Source organism: Paenibacillus sp. OT2-17 (assembly GCF_009827695.1).
GTDB lineage: Bacteria > Bacillota > Bacilli > Paenibacillales > Paenibacillaceae > Paenibacillus > Paenibacillus polymyxa_B.
Genome location: NZ_WUDQ01000446.1, coordinates 1 through 3,099 on the forward strand (window position 1 = coordinate 1; position 3,099 = coordinate 3,099).

4 protein-coding genes and 1 riboswitch are annotated in these 3,099 nt (G+C 45.3%); all 4 genes read left to right on the forward strand.

Features of this window, described 5'->3' with window-relative positions; all coding sequences use genetic code 11:
• Positions 1-682, forward strand: a 682-nt coding sequence (locus GRP75_RS22805) for a thiamine pyrophosphate-dependent enzyme (protein ID WP_237449146.1), incomplete at its 5' end; no start/stop codon positions are given.
• A 219-nt stretch (positions 683-901) separates the two neighbouring features.
• A complete protein-coding gene (locus GRP75_RS22810) occupies positions 902-1,369 on the forward strand; it encodes an IDEAL domain-containing protein (protein ID WP_013310772.1) in 468 nt (155 codons plus the stop codon).
• 68 nt (positions 1,370-1,437) lie between these two features.
• A riboswitch (FMN riboswitch) is annotated at positions 1,438-1,611 on the forward strand.
• Positions 1,612-1,942: 331 nt separating this feature from the next.
• Positions 1,943-2,608, forward strand: a complete 666-nt coding sequence (ribE, locus tag GRP75_RS22815; RefSeq protein ID WP_053325682.1) for a riboflavin synthase — start codon at positions 1,943-1,945, stop codon at positions 2,606-2,608.
• Positions 2,609-2,695: 87 nt separating this feature from the next.
• Positions 2,696-3,099 (forward strand): 3,4-dihydroxy-2-butanone-4-phosphate synthase (locus GRP75_RS22820; RefSeq protein ID WP_160790445.1); only part of this gene is annotated, 404 nt, incomplete at its 3' end.

The window sequence follows — 3,099 nt, forward strand, 5'->3', positions numbered from 1 at the left end:
GAAGCGCCGCAATGAAATTGAGATGTCGGACGATCCGACCTTTATCATGATCAGTGGTGACGGTGGGATGGATATTGGTATGGGTTCTGCGATTGGTGCGGCTCTGCGTAATCATAAGCTGATCATGTTGGAATATGATAACGAAGGGTACATGAATACAGGTTCACAGCAATCGTACTCCACTCCGCTCGGTCACATGACCAGTACGTCGGGTGTAGGGAAAATGCAAAAAGGAAAGCAAGGGCATCACAAGGATACCGTGCAAATCATGGCTGCTTGTAACATTCCGTATGCTTTTACAGCAGCTGAAAGTCATCCGCAGGATATGCTGCGTAAAGCAGCCAAAGCTCAATGGTATGCGAACAACGTGGGTACGGCCTATGGTAAGATCCTGTGCGCCTGCCCGCTGAATTGGAAATCCGAAGACAGACTGGGCACCAGCATTGTGGGCGCCGCAGTCGAGTCCTGTTTCTTTCCTTTGTACGAAATAGAGCAAGGCAGTACGACGATTACGTATAATCCGGAAGACAAGGGAAAACGGATTCCAGCTGCAGAATGGTTGAAATTAATGGGTAAAACGAAGCATCTTCTCAAGGAAGAGGCTACGCTGGCTACCTTTGAGCAGGAGATTGAGCGTCGCTGGACTACCCTGAAAAAGAAACATGAAATTTCAGAGCTATAATTCTGTTTTTTGCATAATCATCGATTAGCATTGTTAGCCGCTGTTACTGTAGTGGTTCGATCAAGATTCTTTGCGCTTATTGCGCAAAGAATCTTTTTTGTCGTTTATGGGTTCAAGCATAAAAAAACAGGTAATGATTTCCGATATAGGAGTGGAGGCCTATAAGAGGCACGTTAAAAAGTTTTCTTCTGAATTTTAAGATGCAATGAGGTGCAGGTAATGATTAAGCTGAATACAGTTGAAATAATCGAAATTATAAAGAAGCAGATCCCTAAGGTTATGAACATCAAGCCAGTAGAACTAAAATTTACGGACGATTTTGGACGGGCATCGCTGGCAGCGACAGAACACAAATTCACGCTGACGAACCAGCACTATTCTGCCAAGGTGATGGATTGCGTGTTAGAAACACAGGTACGCCCCATTTTAATGTGTGAAATTATTTATTTTCTGAAATGCGAGTTTATTGACGGACATGTTGATGTGCGACTGGATTATGAGGCATGTTCTGAGGAAGGGCGGGGACCTGTTGCTTCAGCCGTAATTACCTTTGATCATGCAACAGAGTTGGGAGTCGAGGAACTGGCCGATCTGATTGACTTGGCGCTTCATATGAATGATAAAACCTGGTTTGAAGAACTCTCCAGCCAATATGTCAAAACCAAAGCAGGCGCTTCTATTAGATAACTTGCTTTTTTTAGAAGTCGGTGCTAATATACGTAACAAGTTTAATGTTAATTCAATTAAATAAGAGCAAGATCCTTCGGGGCGGGGCGAAATTCCCCACCGGCGGTGATGACATGTTTGTGGATCGTTTTTGTGAGAAACAGCATGGCTTAGTCCGTGACCCGGATGCTGAATGATCGGCAGAAGGTGGACCTGGTGCAAATCCGGGACCGACAGTATAGTCTGGATGGGAGAAGGATACGAAGCGCATGTGCATGACGTGACATATGCCGATTTTTAGCATACCCAATTGTGCGTACGGCTTATTTCGTTGTAGGACAGCATCGGGCGATAGCTTGCTTAAGCTTTCTTTTTGATGGGTGTTCTGAGCGTATTTGGTTGTATCCTCAGTCATGCTTTCTATTGGCAAACCTATGATTTCATGTCGTCTTAAGATGCATATGAACTGCGCTTGTATACTACAAATGTGACTCTCATCACCCCCATGACGGATTGAATCCGAACTGGGGTTTTTTTGCGCTTATAGCTGATGAATTAGGGATAAACTGAAATGTAGTGGAAAGGAGTGAAGACATGTTTACCGGATTAGTTGAGGAAGTGGGTCGCATTCAAACTATTTCCAAAAGCGGTGAAGCGATGGTGCTGGGGATTTCGGGTTCCGTGGTGTTGGGCGATTTGAAAATAGGAGACAGTGTCTCGGTTAATGGCGTTTGCCTGACGGCGATACGGATTGGTTCGAAAGACTTTAAGGTTGATGTGATGCCGGAAACCTTTCGTAGCACTAATCTGAAAGAGTTGAGATCCGGCAGCCGAGTCAATCTGGAGCGAGCGATGACGGCGAGTGGAAGGTTCGGAGGACACATCGTGCAAGGACATGTGGACGGGACGGGAACGATTCGAGGGGTGACATCAGACCAGAATGCAGTTGTGTTCGAAGTTGAGCCTAAAAATCAAACATTATTTAAATATATTCTACTCAAAGGGTCAATCACAATTGATGGTATCAGCCTCACAGTCGCACAGCGTACGGGAGATACCTTTGCCGTATCTATTATTCCCCACACTTTATCCGAAACGGCCTTACAAGCCAAACGTGAGGGGGATACCGTCAATATCGAATGTGATATTTTGGGCAAATATGTAGAACAGCTTTTAAATTACAGAGGTGCAGCGGAGGCGGAGAGAGTAGAAGAAGCTCCTCTCAGTTTGGACTATTTGGCGAAACACGGCTTTGCCTGATATTGAATGGTAAGCCTGTTTAGGAGCATTCGTGGCACAAGACATAAGGAGGAAAGTGTTATGGATAGAGGTAGCCAAACAAGTGCAATGGCGAACGTCATAGAGCATGGCGAGTTGGAACATGACGAAGAGATTCGTTTGGATTCCATCGAAGAAGCGTTGGAGGATTTAAAAAACGGTAAAGTCGTTATTGTAGTGGATGATGAACAGCGCGAAAATGAAGGCGATTTTATCGCTTTGGCTGAAAAAGTGTCGCCTGAGGTCATTAATTTCATGATTACAGAAGGTCGCGGGTTGGTCTGTGTGCCAATCACACGACAAAGAGCCGAAGCTTTGGAATTGCATCCTATGGTAGAGCAAAATACAGATTTCCACGGTACTGCCTTTACGGTATCGGTAGATCATATGGAGACAACAACGGGTATTTCAGCGGCCGAGCGCTCCTTGACTGTACGCGCCTTGGCAGACGAAGCAGTCACAGGAAGTGATTT